Raw genomic sequence first — 24,960 nt, forward strand, 5'->3', positions numbered from 1 at the left:
CAGGGAGCGGGGCGCGCAGCCTGGGCGAGCGGGCGTGCGGCCGCAAGCGCTCTCGTGCCCAGGGCCCTCCAGGGAGCGGCGGGGAAGCCGTCCCAGTCCGGCGCGCTCCGGGTCCCTACCTTCCCTGGAGATTCCACCCGTGGAAGGAGCTGACCATGTGGCACATGCCCTACGAGCGGATGTCCGTTGGTGACGGGCCCGAGGACACCCCGGCCATCCCCAAGCGCGAGGCGCCCGAGGAGAAGGAGAACGGACCCAAGCGCACGCCCAATGCCGCCGAGGGCACCGAGGGCGGAGAGCGCTCCATGCCCCAGGGCGAGCCCGGCCCGACGCCTGGCTCGTCGGAAGGCGGCGCCTTCGACGATGAGCCCTCGCGGCGCTGAGCCGCGGCCGTTACAGTGGGCGGAGCATGCCCCGTAAGCCTCCCCCCTCCCGCCGGCCCGCGCCCCCCCCTGCCAAGCACACCCATACCGGGCGCTGGGAGGGCAAGCCCAAGCCGGACTGGCTGTCCCGCGCGCTCGCTCGGGCCGGGGTGCTGCCACAGGAGGAGGCCGAGCAGGCCATCCAGGCGGGCCGGGTCTCCGTGAATGGGAAGGTGGTGAAGTCCCCGCTCGCTCCGGTGTCCCCGGGAGCCAGCGTGCGCGTGGACGGGCTGCCCGTGTCGCTCGAGGCGCCCACGCGCGTCATCGCCTTCCACAAGCCGGCGGAGCTGCTCACCTCCACGGTGAGCCAGCACCGCGTGGGCACCGTCTACGAGGTGCTCCTGCCCCAGCTGCCGCCCGAGCTGGCTGGCTTCACCTGGCATGCGATGGGCCGGTTGGACCGGGGCACCACCGGGCTGCTCCTCTTCACCAATGACGACAAGCTCGTCACGCACGTGACGTCCCCCGAGACGCACCTCACCAAGCGCTACGTGGCCACGGTGTTCAGCGAAGCGGACGAGGAGAAGGTCGCCCCGCTGCGCCAGGGGGTGGAGCTGGAGGACGGCACGGCCCGGCCCGCGAAGGTCGTGCTGCGAGATCCTCATACCGTCGAGGTCACCGTCACCGAGGGCCGCAACCACCAGGTGAAGCGGATGCTCGGCGCGGTGGGGCTGCCGGTGCGCGCCCTGCACCGCGAGGCGGTGGGCGGCGTGGAGCTGGACGTGCCCGAGGGCTCCTTCCGGCTCCTCACCGACGCGGAGCTCGCCGAGGGGCTCCGCTACACCCCGTCCTCATAAGGAGTGACGCTCAGGACTGGCGCTTGAGGCTGCCCACCGTGAGCCCCGCCTGGCGCGGCTGCACGCGGTTGATCTCATCGGCGCGGGCGCGGGCGAGCTCCGGCACGGTGGAGGACGAGTGCGGGCCGGCGGCGGCAGTCCCCGAGGCGGGCGCGGTGCTTCCCCCGGCCCCCGCGAGCAACTGCTGGATGCGCGCCCAGCGGGCCTTCTCCTCGGCCATCAGCCGCGTCAGCTCCTCGCGGGCGCCGGCGTCCGGCAGCTCCCGGGCCACGGCCGCCACCCGATCCAGGAAGGGCATCAGGTAGCCGATGTCCCTGTCGAATCCCGCGGGCTTCGCCATGTGCATCCTCCTCGAGCGGGGGAGCGGGGCGCTCCACCCTTCCTGGCTCCCGGGCAACCGTCCGGGCGTTCCCCCCACCTCTACCCCCGGAAATCCCCGGGGGCGACAGAAGTATTCGGGGGCCTTCATGGTTATGAACGGCGAGTGTAGGCGGGGCTCCTCCAGCAGCCCAGCACCCGGGGGGGCTTCCCCTTGGGCCTCAGAGGGAGTACACGGCTCCCCCGGCTCCATGCCGATTTGGCTGGAAACTTCAAGCGGCGGGAAGTAAGGGCGCCCCCTGCCCTGTTCTCGCAGGACTTTCATCATCAGAAGGACCGACTCTCGTGGCCACCCAAGTTCCCATCGAAAAGGTTCGTAACATCGGCATCTCCGCCCACATCGACTCGGGCAAGACGACGCTCTCCGAGCGCATCCTCTTCTATACGGGCCGCATCCACGAGATCCACGAGGTGCGTGGCAAGGATGGCGTGGGCGCGAAGATGGACTCGATGGATCTGGAGCGTGAGAAGGGCATCACGATCCAGTCCGCCGCCACCTACGCCATGTGGGGCGAGTACAACATCAATCTGATCGACACCCCGGGACACGTGGACTTCACCATCGAGGTGGAGCGCTCCCTGCGCGTGCTCGACGGTGCCATCCTCGTGCTCTGCTCGGTGTCCGGCGTTCAGTCCCAGTCCATCACGGTGGACCGGCAGATGAAGCGCTACAAGGTTCCCCGCATCGCGTTCGTCAACAAGATGGACCGCGCGGGCGCCAACTACGAGCGCGTCGCCGCCCAGCTCAAGGAGAAGCTGAGCCACCACCCCGTGCGCCTCCAGGTTCCGATCGGCGCCGAGGAGCGCTTCCAGGGTCTCATCGACCTCATCCAGATGAAGGCCTTCTACTTCGACGGTGAGGCCGGCGAGATCATCCGCGAGGAGGCCATCCCCGCCGACCTGCTCGACAAGGCCAAGGCCGACCGTCTGGAGATGATCGAGAAGGTCGCCGAGGTGGACGACACCCTGGGCGAGCTCTTCCTGGCCGACGCCGCCATCACCAACGACCAGATCATGGCCGCCGTCCGCCGCGCCACCATCGCGCTGAAGATGACGCCCGTCATGTGCGGCTCGGCGTACAAGAACAAGGGCGTGCAGCTGCTGCTCAACGCCATCTGCTCGTTCCTCCCCCACCCGGCGGAGATCACCAACGAGGCGCTGGACCAGAAGAACGCCGAGGCGAAGGTCATCCTCGAGTCCAACCCGGACAAGCCCTTCGTCGGCCTCGCGTTCAAGCTGGAGGACGGCCGCTACGGTCAGCTGACCTACATGCGCATCTACCAGGGCCAGGTGAAGAAGGGTGACTTCATCGTCAACCAGGCCAACCAGAAGAAGGTCAAGGTCCCGCGCCTCGTTCGCATGCACTCGAACGAGATGAACGACATCAACGAGGCGCGTGCCGGCGACATCGTCGCCCTCTTCGGCGTCGAGTGCGCCTCCGGCGACACGTTCACCGACGGCACCGTGCAGTACACGATGACGTCCATGTTCGTGCCGGACGCCGTCATCTCGCTCGCCGTCTCCCCGAAGAACCGCGACTCCCAGGCCAACTTCTCCAAGGCCCTCAACCGCTTCACCAAGGAAGACCCCACCTTCCGCGTGACCCGGGACGAGGAGTCCGCCGAGACGATCATCCGCGGCATGGGTGAGCTGCACCTGGAGATCTACATCGAGCGCATGAAGCGCGAGTACAACTGCGAGGTGATCGCCGGTAAGCCGCAGGTGGCCTACCGCGAGACCATCTCCCAGAAGGGCGAGTTCTACTACACGCACAAGAAGCAGACCGGTGGTTCCGGCCAGTTCGCGCGCGTGTGCGGCTACGTCGAGCCCCTGCCGGCCGACGCCGTGCAGCAGTACGAGTTCGTGGACGACATCGTGGGCGGCTCCATCCCCCGCGAGTTCATCCCCGCGTGCGACAAGGGCTTCCAGGAGGCCGTCAAGAAGGGCAGCCTCATCGGCTTCCCCGTGGTGGGCCTGCGCGTGGTCATCAACGACGGCGCGTTCCACGCGGTGGACTCGTCCGAAATGGCGTTCAAGACCGCCGCCATCATGGGCTTCCGCGAGGGCTACGCGGCCGCCAAGCCGATCATCCTCGAGCCGATGATGAAGGTGGAGGTCCAGGCTCCCGAGGACTTCCAGGGCTCGGTGGTGGGACAGATCAACCAGCGCCGTGGCACCATCCTCGAGTCCAGCACGGCCGAGGGCTACGTGACGGTGGTGGCCGAGGTGCCGCTGAACACCATGTTCGGCTACTCCACGGACCTCCGCTCGGCCACCCAGGGTAAGGGCGAGTTCACCATGGAGTTCGCCAAGTACTCGCCGGTGCCCCGCAACGAGGCCGAGGCCCTGATGGCGAAGTACAAGGAGAAGCAGGCCGCCGAGCAGGCCGCGCGCAAGTAGTACCGCGCTGCACGGCCTGACAGTTCCAGGCTGTTGAAGGAAGGCGCCTCCCCCGGGGGCGCCTTCTGTTTTTTCGGGTCCGGCGGCGAGTGCCGCGCGGGCCCACCCGGGGACACACCCCCAATCCGAGAATCCATGACTTTTGATGACCTGAAGCTTGCCGAGCCCCTCCTGCGCGCCGTGAAGGCCGAGGGCTACACCATCCCCACCCCCATCCAGCAGAAGGCCATTCCGCACGTGCTGGAGGGCAAGGACGTGCTCGGCTGCGCTCAGACGGGTACCGGCAAGACGGCGGCGTTCACGCTGCCCATCCTCCAGCGGCTCTCCGTGGGCCGCCCGCCGCCGCCCGCCCGTGGGCGCCCCATCCGAGCGCTCGTGCTCAGCCCCACCCGCGAGCTGGCCGCCCAGATTGCCGAGAGCGTCCGTGCGTACGGCCGCCACACCGGCCTCACCAGCGCCGTCATCTTCGGCGGCGTGGGCCAGAACGCCCAGGAGCAGTCGCTCAAGCACGGCGTGGACATCCTCGTGGCCACGCCGGGCCGCCTGTTGGACCTGATGAACCAGGGCTTCGTGTCCTACAAGTCGCTCGAGGTGTTCGTCCTCGACGAGGCGGACCGGATGCTGGACATGGGCTTCATCCATGACGTGAAGCGCGTCATCGCGAAGCTGCCCACGCAGCGGCAGACGCTGTTCTTCTCGGCCACCATGCCGCCGGAGATCCAGGGCCTGGCCAACAGCATCCTGAAGAACCCGGTGCGGGTCGAGGTGGCGCCGGTGGCCACCACGGCGGAGACCATCGATCAGCGGCTGTACTTCGTGGAGAAGGAGCAGAAGCGCGGGCTCCTCGTCCACCTGCTGCAGACGGACAAGGCCATCGAGCGGGTGCTCGTCTTCACGCGCACCAAGCACGGGGCGAACCGGGTGGCGAAGCAGCTGGAGACGGCGGGCATCGGCGCGGCCCCCATCCACGGCAACAAGAGCCAGAACGCGCGCGAGCGGGCGCTGGCGGACTTCAAGTCCGGCGCGTGCCGGGTGCTGGTGGCCACGGACATCGCGGCGCGCGGCATCGACATCGATGGCATCACCCACGTCATCAACTTCGACCTGCCCAACATCCCGGAGACGTACGTGCACCGCATCGGCCGCACGGGCCGGGCGGGCGCCGCGGGCATCGCCCTCTCCTTCTGCGACACCGAGGAGCGCGCGTACCTGAAGGACATCGAGCGCATCATCCGCCGGCGCGTGCCGGTGGTGGAGGCCCAGCCGTACCGCTCGGACACGTCGCTCGAGTCCGCTCCGGCGGCCCGGCCCCAGCAGCAGAGCACCCGTGCTCCGCAGGGCCAGGGCGGTGGGTTCCGCGGCGAGCGCAACGAGGGCAACGGTGGCCGCCGCCAGCGCGGTGGTCGCGGTGGCGGTGGCGGTGGCGGTGGCGGTGGCGGTGGCGGTGGCGGTGGACGCGGAGGTGGTGGCCGTGGCGGGGCCCGGAACGATCGTCCGGCCAGCCAGGGCGCCCGTCCCGCGGCGCAGGGTGGCTCGCAGCAGGCCGCCCGTTCCTCCACGCAGGCTCCGGCGGCACCGCCCGCCGTTTCCCAGAGGCCTCGCGCCCCCAAGTGGCTGTAAAGAAGCAGCCGCGACGAGAACCTCTGTTCTGCATTCGAGACGACCGTGACCCTGCTCCGCGCCGCCGACGTTCAACTCTCCTTCGGCAGCCGTACCGTCTTCCAGGGCCTGACGCTCACCATTGAAGAGGGTGAGCGCGTGGGCCTCGTGGGAGTGAACGGCTCCGGCAAATCCTCGCTGATGAAGATCATGGCGGGGGTGATGCGCCCGGACGCGGGGGAACTGCAGCTGCGCCGGGGGGCACGGGTCACCTACCTCCCGCAGGAGCCCGAGTTCCCCCCGGGCGCCACGGTCGCCTCGGAGCTGAGCGTGGCCCAGGGCCCCTTGCGCGAGGTCCTGGCCGCGCACACCGAGCTGAGCCGCCGCCTCGAGTCCTCGCCCACCGAGGCGCAGGGCAAGCTGCTGGAGCAGCTCTCGGCCCTGTCGGACCGCATCGATCACCTCGGCGGCTGGGACACGGAGCACCACGCGAAGACGCTCCTGGACCGGCTGGGGGTGAAGGAGTGGGACCGGCCCGTGGCCGAGCTCTCCGGCGGTCTGCGCAAGCGCGTGGCCATCGCCCGGGCGCTGCTGATGCGGCCGGACATGCTGATGCTGGACGAGCCCACCAACCACCTGGACGCCGACACGGTGGACTGGCTGGAGGATGAGCTGGATCAGCTCCCCGGCTCGCTGCTGCTGGTGACGCACGACCGCTACTTCCTCGACGGCCTGGTGGATCGCATCGTGGAGATCCAGCCCGGAGAGGGCCTCGTCTCGTTCCCGGGCAACTACGAGGCGTACGTGGAGCAGAAGCTGGTGGCGCAGGAGAACGCGTCCGTCGCCCAGCACAAGCGCGAGCGCTGGATTTCCCAGGAAGTGGCGTGGCTGCGCAAGGGCCCCGAGGCGCGGCGCACCAAGAGCAAGGCGCGCATCGAGCGGGCGCGCAAGCTGATGGCGGAGAAGGGCTTCCAGCGGCCCAAGGTGGCGGCGCTGCAGGTGCTCCAGGCCCCCCGGCTGGGACACACCGTCATCGAGGCGGAGGCGGTGCGCAAGTCCTTCGGCGAGCGCAAGGTGCTCGAGAACGTGAACCTGCTGCTCCAGCGCGGCGAGCGCGTGGGCCTGGTCGGCCCCAACGGCGTGGGGAAGACGACCTTCCTGCGCGTGCTGCTCGGCGAGCTGCAGCCGGACGCCGGCAAGGTGGTCATCGGCAAGAACACCAAGGTGGCCTACTACGATCAGACGCGGGCCTCGCTGGACCCGGAGCAGACGGTGTACGAGGCGGCCTCGCCCCGCGGGGACGACTGGGTGGAGCTGGGCGACGAGCGGGTGGCGCTGCGCGACTACCTGGACGACCTGCTCTTCCCCGTGCCCATGCAGCGCATGCAGGTGAAGGCGCTGTCGGGTGGCGAGCGCAACCGGCTGCTGCTCGCGCGGCTCTTCCTGGAGGGCGCCAACGTCCTCGTGCTCGACGAGCCCACGAACGACCTGGACATCGTCACGCTGAACATCCTCGAGAGCCTGCTGGTGCGCTTCACGGGCAGCGTGCTGCTGGTGACGCACGACCGCTACTTCCTGGACAAGGTGGCCACGTCCATCCTGGCCTTCGAGGGCGACGGGAAGGTGACGCGGTACGAAGGCAACTTCGCGATGTACCGGCGGCTGAAGGAGCAGGCCCAGGCCCGCGCCTCGGCCCCCCCGGCTGCCGCGCTGAAGAAGGCGGAATCCACTCCAGCGGCCGAGCCCAAGCAGGCGCGCAAGCCGGGCAAGCTCTCGTACAAGGAGCAGCGCGAGCTGGACGGGATGGAGGCGGCCATCGAAGCGGCGGAGACGCGCAAGGTCGAGCTGGAAGCGCAGCTCGTGGATCCGAGCGTCTACTCGAGCGGAAGCAAGGCGGCCGAGGTGCAGAAGAACCTGGAGGCGGCATCCGCGGAGGTAGATCGCCTCTACGCGCGTTGGCAGGAACTGCAAGACCTGGCCGCCGGAGCAGCCTGAGTCTCCCGAGAAACCACTGTGAAAAATCCCCTCTCCTTCCGGGAGAGGGACGGGGTGAGGGTATGGCGTATCCCGCCCCCATCTGAGGTCCCATGATTCGTCTCGACAACATCGGCAAGCAGCACGGACAGCAGATCCTCTTCGTGGAGGCGTCTGCGCAGCTCAACAAGGGCGAGAAGGTGGGCCTGGTGGGCCCGAACGGAGCGGGCAAGTCCACGCTCTTCAAGATGATCGTCCAGCGCGAGCACCCGGACGAGGGCCAGGTGTCCGTGGATCGCGGCGTCACCATCGGCTACTTCGACCAGGACGTGGGCGAGATGGCGGGCAAGAGCGCCGTGGCCGAGGCCATGGACGGCGCGGGGCCGGTGTCCGAGATCGCCGCGGAGCTCAAGCAGCTCGAGGCGGCCATGGCGGACCCCGAGCGCATGGACGAGATGGACAAGCTCGTGGAGCGCTTCGGCGTGGTGCAGGGGCGCTACGAGGAGCTCGGCGGGTACGCGCTGGAGGGACGGGCGCGGGAGATTCTCGCGGGCCTCGGCTTCACCGAGGAGATGATGGACGGGGACGTGGGGGCGCTGTCGGGCGGGTGGAAGATGCGCGTGGCGCTCGCGCGCATCCTGCTCATGCGTCCGGACGTGATGCTGCTGGACGAGCCCAGCAACCACCTGGACCTCGAGTCGCTCATCTGGCTGGAGACCTTCCTCAAGGGCTTCGAGGGCGCGCTGCTGATGACGAGCCACGATCGCGAGTTCATGAACCGCATCGTGACGAAGATCATCGAGATCGACGGCGGCGAGCTCACGACGTACACGGGCGACTACAACTTCTACGAGCAGCAGCGGGCGATCAACGAGAAGCACCAGCAGGCGCAGTACGACCGCCAGCAGGCGATGCTCGCCAAGGAGCTGAAGTTCATCGAGCGCTTCAAGGCGCGCGCCTCGCACGCGGCCCAGGTGCAGAGCCGGGTGAAGAAGCTGGACAAGATCGAGAAGGTGGAGCCGCCCAAGCGCCGCCAGACGCTGCTCTTCGAGTTCCAGCAGGCGCCGCGCTCGGGCGACGACGTGGCGAAGCTGGAGCGGGTGGTGAAGGGCTACGGCAAGCGCCGCATCTACAGCGGCCTGGACTTCCTCGTGCGGCGCGGCGAGCGCTGGTGCGTGATGGGCGTGAACGGCGCGGGCAAGTCCACGCTGCTCAAGCTCATCGCCGGCGAGTCGCGGCCGGATGACGGCGCGGTGTCGGTCGGCGGCAGCGTGAAGATGGGCTACTTCGCCCAGCACGCCATGGAGCTGCTCAAGCCCGAGCAGACCGTGTTCGACTCGCTGGTGGACAAGTTCCCCCGCGCCTCGCAGGGCTCGCTGCGCGCTCTGGCGGGGTGCTTCGGCTTCTCCGGCGATGAGATCGAGAAGAAGTGCAAGGTGCTCTCCGGTGGCGAGAAGGCCCGGCTCGTGCTGGCGCAGATGCTCTACGATCCGCCCAACTTCCTGGTGCTCGACGAGCCCACCAACCACCTGGACATGACGACGAAGCAGATGCTGATCACGGCGCTGGCCAACTACGAGGGCACCATGCTCTTCGTGAGCCACGACCGGCACTTCCTCGCCGCGCTGTCCAACCGGGTGCTGGAGCTCACGCCCGAGGGCATCCACCAGTACGGCGGTGGCTACACCGAGTACGTGGCGCGCAGCGGCCACGAGGCCCCCGGCCTGCGCAGCTGACGCTGCGGGCAGAGCCCACGCACCGAGCCCCGGCACCTCCCCTGGTGACCGGGGCTTTGCTTTTCGCCTCACCCGCCAGGGACTCCCGGGGGTGGTTTTGACAGGCCGGGTCACGCGGGCGGATGCTCCTCGTCACAGGAGCATCCATGAGCACCACGAGCCCACTGTCCTCCGAGCCGTATGACGCCATCATCGTCGGTGGCCGCCCCGCCGGAGCGAGCCTCGCGCTGCGCCTGGGCCGTCTCGGCTGGCGCGTCCTGATCATCGAACGGGCGAACTTCCCCAGCGCGCCACCGGTCTCGGTGCCCTTCCTCATGAACAGCGCCATGAGCCTGCTCGACGAGCTCGAGATCCCCGAGTCCGAGTACGCCCACGACGCGCCGCGCCTCCGCAACTTCTTCATCGAGTACAAGGACTACTTCCGCGCCCACTGCGCCATCAGCGATGTCGGTGGCCGCGACTACATCTACACCGTCGATCGCGAGCGCCTCGACAGCAGCCTCTGGAATCACCTCTCCCGCTACGGCTCGGTGACGCGGCTCGAGGGCGTGAGCGTCCTGGACCTCGAGCGCGATGCCTCCGGGCGGGTGAACGGGGTCAAGGTCCGGCTCGAGGATGGTTCGGAGCAGAAGGTGAACGGCAGCTGTGTCGTCGGCGCCGATGGACGCTTCAGCCTCGTCGCGCGTCAGGCCGGCGCTCGCATCACCGAGCAGCACACGGACGTCGAGACCTCGCTGCTGTACGCATACTGGACCGGGCACGCGCCGTACGAGCCCGACCCCGTGGGCATCCACGTCCATGCGCCCGGCGACGGCTTCAGCGTCATCCTCATGCCCACCACGGAGAACCGCGTCGCGGTCGTCTTCCAGGGGCGCGCCGATCGCTTCCAGGCGCCCGAGGACGCCCAGTCCTATTACCTCGAGGGCCTGCGCCGTTACCCCTCCATCTGGCGCCGTCTGGCCAACGCCACCCAGGTCTCGAAGCTCAGCGGCATGAAGCGGGTGGGCAACCTGTACCGTCAGGCGGGCGGTCCCGGCTGGGTGCTCGTGGGCGACGCCTTCCACCAGAAGGATTCCATCGACGCGCAGGGCATCTACGACGCCCTCCTCGAGAGCAAGCTGCTCGCCGCCGCGCTCGTCGAGTGGAAACAGGGCACCCTCAGCTGGGAGCAGGCCGTCGAACGCTACGAGCGCGAAGCCATCGCCGCCACGCGCCCCATGTTCCAGGCCACGCTCGACCGGCTGAAGCGGGAGATCTACACCGAGATGCCACCCTGGGCCGCCAGGAGCGTGCTCCGCTGGATGATGACGGATGCCGAGTACATGAAGCGCTTCTCGCTCCTGGTCGGCCGCCGCATCGACCCCGCGCAGTGGGCTCCGCCGGGGCTCCTGCTGGGCGCATTGGCTCGCGGCATCGCGGGCGACGTGCGCCGGCTCGTGGGCCGCGCGGATTGATCGAGGAGCTCCTCGGGGACCTCGACCAGGCGCTCGGCTGATGCCATTAGACGCCCGCTCAGGCGAGCACCGCGGCGAGCAGCAGCGTCCCCGCGGTGAGCGCGCAGGCCGTCCAGCCCACGATGCGCTTCGCCCGGCGCCGCGCGGCCGACTCCGGGTCCGCGCGCTCCTCGGCCTCGATGCGCCGCCGCTGGAGCCGCGGCAACCAGATGCCCGCCAGGATTCCGGAGGCGATCGCCTGCACCGCCCCCAGCACCAGCGCGACCCGGAGGTGCCCGAGCGCGGTAGCGAGGCCCATGGCGCCGCACACCCCCACCAGTTGCACCGCGGCCCAGAGCGCGAACCGCCGCAACGCGCGCCGCTCCTCCTCGTCGTGCGCCCCCGCGAGCTGGCGCCGCAGCCCGTAACGCAGCCCGAGGAGCCCGGCCATGAGCCCGCCTCCGGACCCGAGCACCCCCGCGCCCACCTTGCCCAGCAGCGGGAGCTGGAGCGCCGCCAGGGAGCCGCCCACCGGTGCGCCCATGGGCAGCGCGGCCATGACGGCGCGTGCGAAGCCCTCGTCCGGGGCCGTGCCCTCGGCGCACGCGCCCACGTCGTCGAGCGTCGCCTCACGCAGCACGCCGCGCGCCCGCTCGAGCCGCTTGCGCACCGCCGCTTCACTCAGGTCGAGCAGCTTCGCCACCTGCGCGGCCGATCTCCCCTCCCGGTAGTAGAGGATGACCACCTCGCGGCTCTCCTCCGGCAGCGCGTCGAGCGCCGCGGCGAGCCGTGCCGCCTGCTCCGCTCCGAGGAGCTTTGCCTCCGCGTCCTCCAACGGAGCGGCGCTCTGGCCGAGCAGGAGCTCGGCTTCCGCGCCCAGCACCTCGTGCCTCCGGCCCCTGCGCCGGAGGAAATCGCGCGCGCGGTTGCGCGTCAGCTCGCGGAGCCAGGGCAGAAAGCTCTCGGGCCGCGTCAGCCGGTGGAGGCCCTTCCACGCGTGCAGGAACACCTCCTGCGCGATGTCCTCGCTCGAAGCCAGGTCCCCACTCATCGCCAACGCGATTGAGCCGACGAGGCGCTGATGGGCGAGCACCACCGCGTGGAAGGCGTCGCGATCGCCCCGCGCCGCCGCTACGACCGGACTGAGGTTCTCCATGTTCCGCGTCATCGACATCCGCTCCTGTTCATGCCCCGGAGGGCCTTCGCGAACAAGGTCGTCGCCCGGCGGGAAATGTGACGTGTGCTCCCGCGATTTCGTGCAAGTCCCCGGAACAACGAGGGTTTTCGCGGGCCTGGGGGTTCGGCAAGAAGCTCAGAGCAGCTTGCCGGGGTTGAGGATGCCGAGCGGATCCACCGCGGCCTTGATGGCGAGGTGGAGCCGGTGGGTCTCGGGACCGAGCTGCCGGGCGATGAACGGCCGCTTGAGAGTGCCGACCCCATGCTCGCCGGTGATGGTGCCTCCCAGCTCGAGCACCACGTGCAGGATGTCGTCGAACGCCGCCCGGGCCCGAGCCACCGCCTCCGGATCGTTCCGGTCGAAGACGAGCGTGGGGTGCATGTTCCCATCGCCCGCGTGCCCGAAGGTGCCAATGAGCACCTGGCGCTGCTCGGCGATGCGCTCGACCGCCGCGAGCAGCTCCGCGATGCGCGAGAGCGGCACGCCGACATCATCGAGCAGCGTCGAGCCCTGCCGCTCCAGCGCGGGGAAGGCGAACCGGCGAGCACCGAGCAGCAGCTCGCCCTCGGCCTCGTCGGCGGAGTGGGCGACGAAGGTGGCCCCGTTGGCCTCACAGGCGGCCACCATTCGAGCGCACTCGGCCACGCCCTGCTCGCCTCCGGCATCCGAGCGCGCCAGCAGGAGCGCCGCGGACTCGACGTCCAGTCCCATGGGCCGGGCGGCCTCGACGGCGCGCACGGTGGTGCGGTCCATCAGCTCCAGGAGCGAGGGCCGGGTGTCGGCCATGATGTCCATGACGGCCGCACCGGCTCCGACGAGCGTGGGGAAGGAGGCCACCAGCGTCGTGGCCGGGGGCGGACGTGGCCGGAGCTTCAGGGTGGCCTCGGTGATGACGCCGAGCGTGCCCTCGGAGCCGACGAACAACCGGGTGAGGTCATAGCCCGCGACATTCTTGACGGTGCGGCCGCCGGTGCGGACGACGGAGGCATCGGCGAGGACGGCCTCGAGCCCGAGCACGGCATCTCCGGTGACGCCGTACTTCACGCAGCACAGGCCGCCGGCATTGGTCGCGAGGTTGCCGCCGATCGTCGAGAACTCCCAGCTCGCGGGATCCGGCGCATACCAGAGCCCCTGCTCGGCGGCGGCGGCCTTGAGCGAGCCGTTGATGACACCCGGTTGGACGACGGCGAACATGCCGCGCCGGTCGAGCTCCAGGATGCGATTCATCCGCGTGAGCGAGAGCACGATGCACCCATCCACCGCGTTGGCGCCGCCCGAGAGCCCCGAGCCCGCACCACGGGGAACGACGGGCACACGAAGGGCGGAAGCCACCCGGAGCACGGCCTGGACCTCGGAGGTGGAGCCAGGGCGGACGAGGACGCGGGGACAACCGGAGGGCGCCCAACCCGCCTGATCATGGCGGTGGGCCTCGAGGACATCGGGGTCGGTGACGAGGGCCTCGGGAGGAAGCACCGCGGCGAGCTCACGCAACAAATCCGCGCTCATGACCGCGGACGCTAACACGAGCGAAGAACGCGCATCCTCTCGTCACCTGCGCCGAAGCCCCTGGTGCGCTACAAACACCCGTCATGATCCGTCGCTCGATTCTTCCCCTCCTCGGTCTCATGCTGGCGGCCTGCGCGGCGCAGCAGCACAACACCCGCGAGGTGCTCCAGCGCGTCGACAGCAGCTTCTTCCTTCGGGAGCAGTGCAAAACCACGAGCATGGGCTCGCTGACCAAAAAGCAGGTCACCGGGCTCGACGAGCTGCCCTCGTCCGTCCGCGAGCGCGTGCTCGAGAACCTTCCCCTGCAAGCGGTGGGGAGTACGGAGAAGTCGCGGTGCGAGGACACCGCGGCGCGGTTGCTCGAGGACCGGCTGCACTCGCTCTGCTGGCCCGAGGCGCGCGTGGCACATCAGGGAGACGGGTTGAATGCCCAGCTCGGGGCGCGCTACCGGGTGGGCACCATCATCTGGGTGACGCCGGAGAAGGACGCGACGGTGTCCCCGGCCCGCGCCATCGAGGCGGCGAAGAGCGCGCTCCCCAAGGACAAGGCGTGCACGGCGAAGACGCTCGAGAACATCCGGGAGCAGGTCTCGAAGCTCGGCCACTTCCACCAGGTGCGGGTCATGTCGGGCCCTCCCGACAGCGGAGATCAGAAGCAGCTGACCCTGATCATCGACATCACCGAGAAGGCTCCGGCCGCTCCGTAGGAGGCAGCTGGCGCAGCTCGGCGATGCCCTGCTCGGCGAGCGCGCGGATGAACGCCGCCGCCTGCTCGAAGCCCTTGGGCAAGCCGGCCTGGAACACCGCCCTCGCCTCGTCGAAGCACTCCAGCTCGCGGAGGGCCTCGGCCTTCATCAAGCGCTCGACGGGATCCCTCTCCGACAACTGCGCCGCGAGCGCCCGCAGGTTCTCGCGCGCTTCGGGGGAGCGCTCCGCCCACGGTACCCAGGGCACCTCGGTGCGCCGGAAGGGCTCGTTGCCCGCCCACCACGCCTGGACGCGCAGGTAGCACGCATCCTCCCAGGACTCCGCCACCCCCTCGGCGATCGCGGCCAACAGCTCCCGCTCGGACAAGTGCGTCACGTAGGGGGCGGACTTCCACTCGGGCGGAGGTCCCTCGGGCGTCTTCCCGGTGTCGATGACCTGCCTGCGCATGGAAGCGGAAGCCCCCGCATCCTGGAGCGATTGCACCAGCCGCCGCGCCTCGTCCTCGAACACGTCGCGGGCGACCACGACGGGGGCACGTGCGAGCAGCTCCTTCACCTCGGCGAAGCTCTGCTTCGAGCGATCGCGCAGCCGGGCCATCACGTCCACCCGCCGCGGGCCCTCGTGCTCCACGATGATTTCGTACACGGGCTCGAAGACGCGCGCCTCGGTGAGCGTGCCCACCTCTTCGGCCCGGTACACCCAGACGAAGCCGCCGCAGGCATGGCAGCGCGTGATGCGAGGCCGGTCCGGGAGCAGCGGCGACACCACGCGCCCATCCGTCCAGCCCCAGGCGCCGAAGGAATTGCCGCTCCTCAGCGAGGCATACCGGTGCAGGGCCCCGCAGGCCGGGCAGGCGATGACGATGTCGGGACCAGGGATCATCTACCCGGGCATCAACCCACAACACTCCGGGCACCGCAACGCCAGCCTCGGCACAGCCCACGAAGGCCTACTTGGGCATCTTCCCGGTGGCCTTGAGGATGGCCACGGCGATACCCATGAGGCTCTCGCCGGCGATGAAGCCCGAGCTCACGGGAGTCCCCAGCAAACATCAATGAGCGGTCCAGCCAAACGCCAGTGCATAATTCTTGAGCTTATTGAGGCAATACTGAGCAGCCTCAGACCTATTACCAGAGTCAAGATAGTCCCCCGAGCGCCAAGCGTACTCAACACAAAAGACCTGCTCACCAATCCTCATCGAATTATCAGGAATCAACGGCAACCCATCAATAGCCTTCTCATGCTGTGCCTCTGAAACCTTCATATTCGCAGATGCGAGGAAGATCTTAAGCGCCTCCAACATGGCTCCATTCAGCTGTTTATCTTTCCCTGCAGTCCAGATTCCTTGTTTGGCCATAGCTGCAAATGCGGCCTTAGCCTCTTCGGGCGGTCGCCCCCGCGTTTCATACGCAGTGGCTGTCGAATTGGACATATATTTTCCCAGGTCAGTCCGTCGCACGTATTCCGCAACACGCGATTGATCAGCCCTAGGGAGTTTGCTCTTTGGTTTTTTGGTAAGAGCGTTCAGCTTTTTGACGACGTCTTCGGGACCAAAGCGTCGCAACACGATCATACTGGTCGACGGAGGCAAATGGAACGCCCGAGCATTGAGTTTGATGATTGACTGAGTCAACAATGCTCGCCGCGCAGACCACCACTTACCTATAGCACTATCTTTTGTTGCATTAAGGAGACCATTGGCATCAAGGAGGCCGTATTTACTGGGCGTTGTCAGGTGCGTCAACGCTCCTGCCTCAATGCTCTCCGAAACAAACGTAATCAACAAGTGTAGAGGCTTTTGGGTCGACGCTCGCAACTCTGCGGACTGCGTATCAAAATCGATAGAAATCTTTTTAAGAAACTCTCCCAGAGTGGAGTACTTGCTTGGTTCGTAGTTCTTCGGATTGATCCCCAACTCTTCGAGAGACGTAATTTCGTTACAAAGATGCAGGATATGCAGCGCTGTATCCTGCCAAGTATCGCGAGGAGGCCCCTTTGCTTCAAACGGAAGCGGAATGATCGTTGCGCCTGCGATTTGCTGAAAATCCTTCCCAATTTGTTGAGCAATCGATTGCGACGTCTCAGGCCATATGACAATCGCCTTGTTCCCTGTCTTCGGAGATCTCAGGAAACGCTTAATCTCGGCAAGTTCTCGCTCAGATGGCGGGGCACCCTCTCGGTTATCAACATTAATCGGAAGGATTCGATGATCATCCAGCGAGGTGAGTTCCCGCCCTTTGATAGCTGTCGTTTGCAGGGACTCAAAAGTAATTGTGGACGATTCTGGATGCTCAAACGTCTGACAAAAATACTCTGGGAGAAAGGCACTGAGACTGTTGGCCAGCGTTGTTTTCCCGGTGCCTGTCGGGCCAGACAAGGGCAAAAAAAAGCCCTCTCCTCGGGTATCGACACTATGCGCAATGCTACGTAGCCCAAGCAGAACTTCTTCGGGAGGAGGGATAAGCAGTTCGGCTACGCGACTGCCCAATAGAGAGGACAAACGCTCATACCGATCTGGAAATTTCAACTGACTCAGGATGTGCCTAGGTGCTTCAAATGGCATAGCGTAAGCCCTAAATTTCAACTAATGGATATCTTGCATCCTGTCAGACCAGCAGATACCTGACAAGGGACGACAGTCCTTTTTCGAAGCCCTTGGACTTCCAAGTTAATGGATGCCGCATACGTGGCCCCGAACCTGAGTCGATGCACATCCACTAACTTCATTTGATTAGTCCTACTGCGCCTACGATCAGGTCTCGCGCAAATGGTAGAAGAAATGCCTCGTCCGGCGACTTACTTGGGCATCTTCCCGGTGGCCTTGAGGATGGCCACGAAGATGCCCATGAGGCTCTCGCCCGCGATGAAGCCCGAGCTCACGGGGAGCACGGTGGCCTCGGCCAGCTGCGGCTTCTTGCGGCGCAAAATTTCGGCGATGGCCGCGCCGATGAAGAAGCTGATGGAGCTGGCGCCCGGAATCACGATGGCCAGGCCCAGGCCCGACGCCGAGGGGATGAACGGCCTGGCCTTCTTCGGGGCCCAGCGCTCCAGCAGCACCAGCGCCACGCCCAGCGTCAGGCCGCACAGCGCGCCAATGCGTGCCGACATGTGCAGCGAGCCCACCCCGTTGACGAGCATCTTCGACACGCCGGCCCACACCATCGAGGACGGGGCCGGGAACTCCTCGGTGCCCAGCACGTCCGCGCTCGGCACCAGCAGGTTGAAGGCGGGCACCACCACGAGCGCCCCCGCCACCACCCCGAAGAGCTGGCCGATGAACTGCTTGCGGGGGCTCGCGCCGAGCAGCCATCCGGACTTGAGGCTCGTGAGCATGTCCGCCGAGTGCAGGCCCACGCCGCCCGTGGCGTTGGCGCTCATCACGTTGGCCGCGAGGTTACCCGGCAGCAGGCCGCCATAGAGCAGCTGCGTCACCGGCCCGAGCGCCTTGGTGGGCGTGGTGTCCGTCTCGCCCGTGACGCGCGAGGCGATGACGCCCATCACCACCGACAGCGGCAGGGCGAGGACGCCCGCCCACCACGGAATCGCGAAGAGGTACGCCATCAGCGCCACCACCATCGGCCCGAGCACCAGGAAGCCCAGGGGGAACCAGGTGGGCGGGCACTCGATGTCGGCGAGCGGATCCTTCTCCTCCTCGGTCTTCCTGCCGAACAGGCCCGAGAGCGCCCTGAAGGACTTCACCACGCTGCGCCACTGGAAGGCGAAGGACAGCAGGCCCGAGGACACGAGCACCGAGGCCCCCGTCCACAGCGCCCAGCCGTTGATGGCCTTGTAGGAGACCTCGGGGATGACGCCGCGGCTGACCATCTCCGGGGCGAGGACGCCGTAGGTGAGCCCAGCGCCCAGCAGCATGGACCAACCCGTCTTGAAGCTCATCAGCGCCCCGGCGCCCACCAGCAGCAGGCTCATGTCGAACGAGAGCGTCCACGCCCCCGCGGGCTTGCCGGCGAGGGTGAACGGCAGGCTGATCTTCGCGGGCAGGTTCCACGGCAGCCACCGGGCCTTGCCATCCCGCCAGAAGGCGATGAGGGCCCCCACCGCGCCCGCGACGTAGAGGTAGCCCGCCTTGCCCCGCGAGCGCGCGTCCTGCCCGTGGAGCGCCTGGAGCGTCTCGGCGGTGGCCGTGCCCGTGGGGAACGGGAGCTGCTCGATGTTGATGAGCTGGCGCTTGATGGGGATGGCGGCGAAGACGCCCAGCCCGGACACCACGGCGAACCACGCCACCAGCCATCCCGTGGAGGGCAGCGCCCCGGTGAGCATCAGCAGCGCGGGCACCGCGGCCATGTTGCCGCCGCCCGTCATGTACCCCGCCGCCGAGGCCACCGAGCCCACCGCGTTGTTCTCCAGCGCGGAGACCTCCGTCTTCACCAGCCCCACGGCGCGCAGCAGCGCGAACATGGAGAAGGAGAGGACACACGCGGTGATGGTGACGCCCAGGCTCCAACCCGTCTTGAGGATGACGTACAGGTTGGACAGGCACATCACCCCGCCGAGCACCATGCCGACGATGACGGCACGCACGGTGAGCTGGCCCTCCTCGCCCTTGTAGACGTTCTCGAGCCAGTAGCGCTCGGGATCCTCGGGAGCGGCGGCGGGCGCCTGCTCGGGCGGGGACTCGGGCTGGATGCGAAGCTGCTGCGGCGAGGGCGACACGGGCTGAGTCATTGGGGGGCCGACCATATCGGAACACCCCCTACCCGACGAGTGGGCAGGCCCTCCCGTCCCTCATTTCAGGGACTCAGTGGTCGTGGGCGCCGCCGGGACCGTGGGCGTGGCCGTGCTGCTTTTCCTCGTCGGTGGCCGGGCGCACTTCACGCACCGTCACGTCGAAGTGGAGCGTCTTGCCCGCCAGCGGGTGGTTGAGGTCCACCACCACCGTGTCGCCCTTCACCTCGCGGATGGTGATGGGGATGACGTCCCCCTCGGCCGTCTGCGCGCTGACGGTCTGGCCCACCTGGAACTGCGCATCGGGCGGGAACATGCCCCGGGGCACCTCCTGGATGCCGCGCGCATCGTGCTCGCCATAGCCCTGGCCCGGAGCCACCACCACCTTCTTGGACTCGCCGACGGACATGCCCTCGAGCTGCGACTCCAGGCCCGGAACAATCTGCTTGCGGCCATGCATGTAGGAGAGCGGCTGCCCGGGCTCACTCTCATCGATGGTCTGCCCATCCCCGAGGTGCAACCGGTACTCCAGAGAGACGACGTGGTCCTTGGACACCTTCATGTGGCTGCTCCTTCTGTTTCTACGGGTATGGGACGCCCGGGGGAGCGGGGCAACCCCGAAGCTGTCCGGAGGCTCAAGAAGCGGACGATTCGGGCTCGAGCCGGGCGGCCTCGGGCTCGGAGGCGGGGGCGGGCTCGCCGCGGGCCACGTAGACGGCCGCCGCCAGGTCCCCCGTCACGTTGAGGGTGGTGCGGCACATGTCGAGGAAGCGGTCCACGCCGAGAATCAGCGCGAGCCCCTCGGGGGGAATCTTGAACATGCCCAGAATCATCGCGATGACGGGGATGGAGCCGGCCGGCACGCCCGCGGTGCCGATGCCCGCCAGCACGCAGATGAACATCACCACGGCCTGGTCCGAGAGGCTCAGCTGCACGCCGAACACCTGGGCGAGGAAGAGCACGGTGACACCCTCGAAGAGCGCGGTGCCGTTCTGGTTCATCGCCGAGCCGGCGGTGAGCACGAAGCGCGACACGTTGCGCGGCAGCTTGAGGTTCTCCTCGGCCACCTTGAGGGCGGTGGGCAGGGTGGCGCTGGAGGACGCGGTGGAGAAGGCGGTGACGATGGCCAGGCGGCAGTCGCGGAAGAAGGCAATCGGGTTGCGCCCGCCGAGGAAGCGCACGGACAGCGAGTACACGCCGAACATGTGCAGCCCGAGCGCCAGCAGCACCACGCCCACGTAGGAGGCCACCTGCATGAGCACGCCCACGCCCAGGCGCGCCATCATGCTGAAGAGCAGCGCGCCCACGCCCACCGGGGCCAGCTTCAGCACCCCGTCGATGAGCTTCATCATCACGTCGTGCAGGCCCTGGATCATCTCGCGCAGCCGCTGCGCGCCCTCGGTGGGCGTCATGGCCAGCCCCAGGCCGAAGATGAGCGAGAAGGCGATGAGGGCGATCATGTCCCCGTCCGCCGCCGCCTTCAGCGGGTTGCTGGGAATCATCGCGGCGATCATCGAGGGCACCGAGGTGTCACTCGGGGTGGGGGCCGCCTTGATCGACGTGCCCTTCATGGCCAGCGCGCGGGCCTCGTCGCTGAGCCCCACGCCCGGCTTGAGGGTGTTGACGAGCAGCAGGCCAATCATCACCGCGATGCAGGAGACGACCACGGTGTAGCCCATGGTCCGCAGACCCAGCCGGCCGAGCTGCTTCAAGTCCAGCTCGCACACGCCCATCACCAGCGCGGAGAAGAGCAGCGGCACCACCAGCATCAGCAGCAGCCGGAGGAAGAGCTGTCCGGCCAGGGCGGTGATGTTCGTCACCACCCAATCGAGCCAGGGCGTGCCGCCCGCCAGGGTATTGGCGGCGATTCCCGCCACCGTGCCGATGACGATGCCCAGGAGCATCTTCTGGTGCTGCTTCATCCGGTTGCCTCTTCGCGTTGCTGGGGAGAGCACCCCCTCGGGACGCGGGGGGCGGCGCAGCCTACCGGTGATTCGGAGTGGCGGATACCCTCTCGCCCGGGGGGGCCGTCTCCGGCTGGACTCCTGCTCCCCGGGCCAGCGCACTCGCCGTCTCGCGCAGCCGCCGGTCCACCCGCTCGGCCCACTCGGGCTCCACCTCCAGGCAGGCCGCCTTGCGCCCCAGCCGCAGCGCCGCCGCCGGCATGGAGCCACTGCCCGCGAAGGGATCCAACACCCAGTCCCCCGGCCGGCTCCACGTGCGCAGCAGGGGCTCGAGCACGGAGAAGGGCTTGTGGTGGGGATGGTTGCCCCAGCGCGCCGCCTCGGCGTCATCGTCGTAGCCGCCCACCACCGCCCAGACGGTGGGCAGGTCTCCCGGGGCCAGCACCGGCGCGGGCGTGCGCGAGAGCACCAGTGCCACCTCGTAGACGCGCAGCAGCTGCTCGTTGGCGTTCTTGTCCGTGGTGCGCTTGCCCCAGGTGTACTCGCCCCGCAGGTGGCCGTAGCCCAGCGAGCGCGCCACCGTGAGGATGGGCTCCTTGCCCAGCAGGTTCGTCCAGATGGCCAGCGGGGCGTCCGGCGTGAGGTGCTCCACCGCCCGCTTCATCCACGCCTCGGTGAAGGTGCGGTAGTCGCGCACCGTCTCGAAGCGCACGATGGGGTTGCGGTCGATCTTCTTGTGCGCGCGAGGCTCCCGCTCGTCCCCGCCCTTGCGGCGCCGCGTGAGCAGGCAATACGGCGGATCCGTGTGCAGGAAGGTGGCCTTCGTCTCGCCCAGCACCGTCCGGTAGCCCCCGGGCTCCCGGGAATCGGCCCGCACGCAGCGGAAGGACTCGCTCTCGTCGTGAGGATTCATCCGGCGCGCACCCTACCCCAGCCACCCCGCTTCACCACCGCGGCGTGGCCAGCCCCGCTCGCGTCACGGCCAGAATGTTCCCCACGGACACCCGCGCGTGCGTCTTGAAGACGGCGAAGTCGTCCCCCTGCTCCGTCACCACGTCCAGCACCTCGTCGATGAAGGCCTCGCCCTCGCGCAACTGCACCGCCACCGGCCGGTGCCTCAGGACGGCCTCCTCGAGCACGTCGAGGAAGTCACAGCGCCCCACGTCGTCCTGGCATATCCGCGTCATCGTCTCGCTGCCTCCGGCGCAGTCCCCCCACGCCGCGTTTTCAAAGCCTAACGTTTGTGGGGACCTCGTGTCCGCCGGAACGAACACGGAGCGGTCACCGCGCGGGCCCGCCCCTCCCGGTGGGAGTGTCGACCGTTGGCCTCGGCCCGGCCCGCCGCCGTTGGCTGACGCACAACGCTCCGCGTCGGACCCGCCCGGCAACGGCCGCGCCCGGAGGGGAGTGGTTACTCCAACCCCCATGCGTCCGCCCCTGCTCACCGGCAGTGCCCTGCTCGCACTCTCCCTCCTCGGTTGCACGCCGTCGCCGGACGAGGTCTGCCGCAAGATGGTCGACCAGCTCTGCGACCGGAGCTTCGCGTGCCGGACGGACACGGACACCACCACGTTCAAGAACGTCTTCGGCGCCAGTCCGGAGGAGTGCAAGGCGAGGTACTACGAGGTCAACGGCTGCTCCACGCGGACCGAGGAGGCGCAGAACTGCGTCGGCTACAACGCGGGCAAGAGCCAGTTCAGCACCAGCAACTTCTTCGAGTGCCAGGACGCCCTCAACGCCCTCTCCTGCGACGCCTACCTCGAGCAACAGCTCGATCCGAAGAAGGTGCCCGCCGTCTGCAAGCAGGTCTGCGAGTAGCGCGAGCGTCCCCTCCGGGGCTCACCGCTTGCGCCGGCGCGGCCTCGGCTCTCCGAGCCTCCGGGCCGCCTCCACCCAGCGGCCCCGGATGCGCGCCTCGGTCGCGAGCGCCTCGTCCCACGAGGGTCCATCCGGCAGCAGCCGCGGCGCATGCTCGAGCATGAGCCGCTCCAGCGCTCGCTCCTCACACAGCCGCCGCAGCTCGTGCGGGTCCAGGCCACAGGCGGCCAGGTACGCCTCGCGCCCGCCGGGGGGAACCCCGAGCCGTGCCCACCACTCCGCCTCGACCCGCGCCAGCTCCTCGGCGCCCGGCACGAGCCCCAGCGTCCGCGCCCACCCCGCGAGCAGGGCCCGCCGCAGGCCCTCCTCGGCCAGCTCTCCCGCGTCGGGCGCGGCGCGCAGCTGCTCGAGCACCTCCTCCGAGGCCACGAGGTCCCCCTCCACCGCGCACAGCCCCTCCACGAGGCGGCGGCGGCGCACGTACGAGGACGGCGGGGCCCGGCGGGTGCTCGCGCGCGCGGGGGCGGGTGCACCGGAGGCGAGGAAGGCCGCGGCGGCATGGATGCAGGCCCGGGCGTCCTCGCGCTTGAGGTCCTCGAGTCCTCCGGCGGCCCACGCGTCCCACTTCTCCCGGGTGGCCGGACGCCACGCCTCGACCACGGCCGCCAACACCCGGCGCCAGGTGCGGTCCTGGTAGAAGAGCGCCACCGCCGCGTCCACCAGCGCCCGCGCCTCGCGAGGAGACAGCACCCCCGCGCGTTGGGCCAGGCGGGCCGCGTGGCGCACGTTGACGAGTGGCACCGTGAGGGGACGGAAGCCGTGCTCCGCGTCGGCGTGGAGCAGCGCCACCTCCGAGTCATCCACCAGCTCGCCCCGGTGGTAGGCCTCGAAAATCCGCCCCACGCCCACCATGCCGTGCGGGGCGAGCTCCGCCGCGCGCAGGGCCCCCATGCTGCCGCCGCCGAACACCGCCACCCCGGCATCGAGCGCGGCCAGCAGCTCGTGGTGCCAGACGGAGGGCTGCGCCTCGAAGACGCCGTCCACCAGGGCGATGGCCTTCGGACGCAGCGAGAGGGCGCGCCAGATGTCTCCCTGACGGGCCGGGGGCAGGACGCGGCAGGGCGCCAGCGCCAGGGCGTCCTCCTCCGGCATGGACGGGCCGAGGAAGACGATGAGGTCATCGGCACTGAAGGGGGCCGGACGTCGTTTCACAGCAACTCCGAGACGAGCAGGCCCGGCACCACCACGCGCACCACGTGGAGTCCGGGGAGAGGGGCCTCCAGCTCGATGGCGGCGGCCCGGGAGAAGCCCGCCTTCGCGAGCCGTTTCAACACTTCGTCCACCGCCTCCTCCGGCGAGGACACCTCGTCGGAGCGGTCGGGCAGGGAGTCCACGGTCCGTCGCGGGCGGACCCCGGCACACGCGGAGGCCAGGGCCAGGGCGGACTCGTGGTCCGTCGCCACCACGTCCTCGCGCGCGCCGTGGATGTCGGTGAGGCGCGACTGCGCCGCCTCCAGCAGCGCCCCGAGCAGGGCCTGGTCCCTCCCCAGCGCGCACGCGTAGCCCGCCGCCAGCGGCACCGGGCCCTGGTCCCTGTCCACGAGCATCGCCCCGCCCACGGGCAGGCCCGCGGCACCGGGAGACCGCGTGGCGGGCGTGAGATCGAAGAGGTGGACGTCGAAGCCGCGCTCCCCGAGGGAACGCGCGAGCGCCGCCGTGCGAGGAGCCCCCTGCTCCAGTCCCGCGGGGCGCAGCAGGCGCGCGTGGAGCACCTCCTCCGTCCACCCGTCCGGGAGCAGGCGCGCGAGCTGATCCCGCTCGGTGGCCTCGAGCAGCGCATGCAGGAGCGCCCGGGAGCGCTCGGGGTGCGCGCCCGAGCCGTTGCTCGTCCACTGCACGCCCACCGGGCCCAGGGCGGGTCCCCCCGTGGGCGGGCAGTACACCGCCTGGGCAGGGACGAGCACGGGTTGGGAGGAATGCAGCTCGGTGGCCTCGCGCCACGCGCAGCGCACCGTCGGGCCCCACAGGCGGGGGACGACGACGCCGCCCCGCGTCCCGAGGGAGCCGGCTTCCCAGGCGGTGCGCCCCTGGGCCCGCCACCCCTCCAGCGTTCCCCAGACGAGCCGCTCCTGGGGCACCATCTCCGCGCCCCACAGCTCGGCCGTCTCCAGGAGGGCACCGGCCGAGGCGGCCTGGAAATCCAGGCCCTTGCCATTGCACACCTGCAGCACGTACCCGCCGGGACGCACCGCGGCGGCCACCTCGACGCCGGCCCGGTCCAACCCGGTGACACGTGCAACCCGGGTCACACCGAGCGCACGGGCGAGTCTTTCGAGGAAGGAAGAAGTCAAGGGAGCGGCGGTTGGCAGGGCCACGGGAGAGCTCGGGGTGGGGAGAGCGTGGTCGTATCAGCGGGAAGCATGCT

At 68.9% G+C, this 24,960-nt stretch carries 21 protein-coding genes; 9 read left to right on the forward strand and 12 right to left on the reverse strand.

Going from position 1 to position 24,960, the window contains the following annotated elements; genetic code table 11:
- The first annotated feature begins 155 nt into the window (after window positions 1-155).
- Both ACJ8AN_RS04820 and ACJ8AN_RS04825 read left to right on the forward strand, forming a co-directional pair.
- Window positions 156-383 carry a hypothetical protein gene (locus ACJ8AN_RS04820; RefSeq protein ID WP_407754035.1) on the forward strand — a complete coding sequence of 76 codons (228 nt, stop codon included), beginning with the start codon at window positions 156-158 and terminating at the stop codon, window positions 381-383.
- A gap of 26 nt (window positions 384-409) precedes the next feature.
- Window positions 410-1,219 carry a pseudouridine synthase gene (locus ACJ8AN_RS04825; protein WP_407754036.1) on the forward strand — a complete coding sequence of 270 codons (810 nt, stop codon included), beginning with the start codon at window positions 410-412 and terminating at the stop codon, window positions 1,217-1,219.
- Window positions 1,220-1,229: 10 nt separating this feature from the next.
- On the opposite strand, the gene ACJ8AN_RS04830 is transcribed toward ACJ8AN_RS04825, so the two are convergent.
- Complete coding sequence (locus ACJ8AN_RS04830) at window positions 1,230-1,559, reverse strand: hypothetical protein (protein WP_407754037.1); 330 nt, start codon at window positions 1,557-1,559, stop codon at window positions 1,230-1,232.
- Between the two features lie 323 nt (window positions 1,560-1,882).
- Here ACJ8AN_RS04830 and fusA point away from each other — a divergent pair, with 323 nt between their 5' ends.
- The 5 genes from fusA (at window position 1,883) to ACJ8AN_RS04855 (ending at window position 10,760) form a co-directional block, all read left to right on the forward strand.
- Complete coding sequence (fusA, locus tag ACJ8AN_RS04835; RefSeq protein WP_407754038.1) at window positions 1,883-3,997, forward strand: elongation factor G; 2,115 nt, start codon at window positions 1,883-1,885, stop codon at window positions 3,995-3,997.
- 135 nt (window positions 3,998-4,132) lie between these two features.
- Window positions 4,133-5,617, forward strand: coding sequence for a DEAD/DEAH box helicase (locus ACJ8AN_RS04840; RefSeq protein ID WP_407754039.1), 1,485 nt, complete (start codon window positions 4,133-4,135; stop codon window positions 5,615-5,617).
- A gap of 45 nt (window positions 5,618-5,662) precedes the next feature.
- Window positions 5,663-7,591 carry an ABC-F family ATP-binding cassette domain-containing protein gene (locus tag ACJ8AN_RS04845; protein WP_407754040.1) on the forward strand — a complete coding sequence of 643 codons (1,929 nt, stop codon included), beginning with the start codon at window positions 5,663-5,665 and terminating at the stop codon, window positions 7,589-7,591.
- 92 nt (window positions 7,592-7,683) lie between these two features.
- Window positions 7,684-9,306 carry a ribosomal protection-like ABC-F family protein gene (abc-f, locus tag ACJ8AN_RS04850; protein ID WP_407754041.1) on the forward strand — a complete coding sequence of 541 codons (1,623 nt, stop codon included), beginning with the start codon at window positions 7,684-7,686 and terminating at the stop codon, window positions 9,304-9,306.
- A gap of 146 nt (window positions 9,307-9,452) precedes the next feature.
- Complete coding sequence (locus ACJ8AN_RS04855) at window positions 9,453-10,760, forward strand: NAD(P)/FAD-dependent oxidoreductase (RefSeq protein WP_407754042.1); 1,308 nt, start codon at window positions 9,453-9,455, stop codon at window positions 10,758-10,760.
- A gap of 58 nt (window positions 10,761-10,818) precedes the next feature.
- On the opposite strand, the gene ACJ8AN_RS04860 is transcribed toward ACJ8AN_RS04855, so the two are convergent.
- Window positions 10,819-11,907 (reverse strand): RNA polymerase sigma factor, encoded by a 1,089-nt coding sequence (locus ACJ8AN_RS04860; protein WP_407754043.1) that lies wholly within the window; start codon window positions 11,905-11,907, stop codon window positions 10,819-10,821.
- A gap of 144 nt (window positions 11,908-12,051) precedes the next feature.
- Window positions 12,052-13,422, reverse strand: a complete 1,371-nt coding sequence (locus tag ACJ8AN_RS04865; protein ID WP_407754126.1) for an FAD-binding oxidoreductase — start codon at window positions 13,420-13,422, stop codon at window positions 12,052-12,054.
- Between the two features lie 83 nt (window positions 13,423-13,505).
- Between ACJ8AN_RS04865 and ACJ8AN_RS04870 the strand changes: the two genes are divergently transcribed.
- A complete protein-coding gene (locus ACJ8AN_RS04870) occupies window positions 13,506-14,129 on the forward strand; it encodes a hypothetical protein (RefSeq protein WP_407754044.1) in 624 nt (207 codons plus the stop codon).
- On the opposite strand, the gene ACJ8AN_RS04875 is transcribed toward ACJ8AN_RS04870, so the two are convergent.
- The 7 genes from ACJ8AN_RS04875 to ACJ8AN_RS04905 form a co-directional block, all read right to left on the reverse strand.
- A complete protein-coding gene (locus ACJ8AN_RS04875) occupies window positions 14,101-15,012 on the reverse strand; it encodes a hypothetical protein (RefSeq protein ID WP_407754045.1) in 912 nt (303 codons plus the stop codon). The two genes, ACJ8AN_RS04870 and ACJ8AN_RS04875, sit on opposite strands and share 29 nt — an antisense overlap.
- A gap of 169 nt (window positions 15,013-15,181) precedes the next feature.
- The gene (locus ACJ8AN_RS04880) at window positions 15,182-16,693 is read right to left on the reverse strand and encodes a hypothetical protein (protein ID WP_407754046.1); all 1,512 of its coding nucleotides are present in this window, start codon (window positions 16,691-16,693) and stop codon (window positions 15,182-15,184) included.
- A gap of 233 nt (window positions 16,694-16,926) precedes the next feature.
- On the reverse strand, window positions 16,927-18,813 hold the full coding sequence (locus ACJ8AN_RS04885; RefSeq protein ID WP_407754047.1) for an OPT family oligopeptide transporter: 1,887 nt from the start codon (window positions 18,811-18,813) through the stop codon (window positions 16,927-16,929).
- 73 nt (window positions 18,814-18,886) lie between these two features.
- On the reverse strand, window positions 18,887-19,375 hold the full coding sequence (locus ACJ8AN_RS04890) for a peptidylprolyl isomerase (RefSeq protein ID WP_407754048.1): 489 nt from the start codon (window positions 19,373-19,375) through the stop codon (window positions 18,887-18,889).
- A gap of 73 nt (window positions 19,376-19,448) precedes the next feature.
- Complete coding sequence (locus tag ACJ8AN_RS04895) at window positions 19,449-20,735, reverse strand: dicarboxylate/amino acid:cation symporter (RefSeq protein WP_407754049.1); 1,287 nt, start codon at window positions 20,733-20,735, stop codon at window positions 19,449-19,451.
- A gap of 61 nt (window positions 20,736-20,796) precedes the next feature.
- Complete coding sequence (locus ACJ8AN_RS04900; RefSeq protein WP_407754050.1) at window positions 20,797-21,630, reverse strand: DNA-methyltransferase; 834 nt, start codon at window positions 21,628-21,630, stop codon at window positions 20,797-20,799.
- A 31-nt stretch (window positions 21,631-21,661) separates the two neighbouring features.
- A complete protein-coding gene (locus tag ACJ8AN_RS04905) occupies window positions 21,662-21,904 on the reverse strand; it encodes a hypothetical protein (protein ID WP_407754051.1) in 243 nt (80 codons plus the stop codon).
- 238 nt (window positions 21,905-22,142) lie between these two features.
- Between ACJ8AN_RS04905 and ACJ8AN_RS04910 the strand changes: the two genes are divergently transcribed.
- Window positions 22,143-22,535, forward strand: a complete 393-nt coding sequence (locus ACJ8AN_RS04910; protein ID WP_407754052.1) for a hypothetical protein — start codon at window positions 22,143-22,145, stop codon at window positions 22,533-22,535.
- A gap of 21 nt (window positions 22,536-22,556) precedes the next feature.
- Here the strand turns inward: ACJ8AN_RS04910 and ACJ8AN_RS04915 are convergent, their stop codons facing one another.
- Window positions 22,557-23,747 carry a TfuA-like protein gene (locus tag ACJ8AN_RS04915; RefSeq protein WP_407754053.1) on the reverse strand — a complete coding sequence of 397 codons (1,191 nt, stop codon included), beginning with the start codon at window positions 23,745-23,747 and terminating at the stop codon, window positions 22,557-22,559.
- A complete protein-coding gene (locus ACJ8AN_RS04920) occupies window positions 23,744-24,910 on the reverse strand; it encodes a YcaO-like family protein (protein WP_407754054.1) in 1,167 nt (388 codons plus the stop codon). The genes ACJ8AN_RS04915 and ACJ8AN_RS04920 overlap by 4 nt, the downstream gene beginning before the upstream one ends.
- Window positions 24,911-24,960 lie beyond the last annotated feature (50 nt).

Origin of the sequence: Archangium sp. (genome assembly GCF_045802675.1) — a bacterium.
GTDB lineage: Bacteria > Myxococcota > Myxococcia > Myxococcales > Myxococcaceae > Archangium.